The organism is Adlercreutzia equolifaciens (genome assembly GCF_029076695.1).
GTDB classification, from domain to species: Bacteria; Actinomycetota; Coriobacteriia; order Coriobacteriales; family Eggerthellaceae; genus Adlercreutzia; species Adlercreutzia equolifaciens_A.
In genome coordinates this window covers 1-305 of sequence record NZ_JARFIK010000339.1, presented here as the reverse complement: position 1 = coordinate 305, position 305 = coordinate 1, and the positions used below count along the sequence as shown (strand labels likewise).

1 protein-coding gene is annotated in these 305 nt (G+C 45.6%); it reads right to left on the bottom strand.

All coding sequences use genetic code 11. The features are described from left to right. On the bottom strand, positions 1-305 hold a 305-nt coding region (locus tag PZH32_RS12655; RefSeq protein ID WP_275208603.1), incomplete at both ends, for a DUF1538 family protein.

Sequence of the window (305 nt, the reverse complement as noted above, 5' to 3'; positions counted from 1 at the left end):
ATGAAGTATCCCATGATCATTGCGATGGGAACAAGGAACAGCGGGTGGGCGGACTTCGCAAGCACCTGTCCGAGATAATTTCCCGCCGGCATGAAGCCCACGTTCACTCCCGTAAGAAAAAGTACCAGCCCCGCGTATGTATAGGCGAGACCGATCGCGATCTTCTTTAATTTTCTTGTTGTTAATTTTAACATGAAAATCTGGAAAATCATGAAAAATAAGATAATAGGCAGTAAGGAAACCGCGATCTCCTTCATGTAGGCCGGAAGTTCCCTTGCAAAGAGCAGGAACAGTTCTTTTGAATC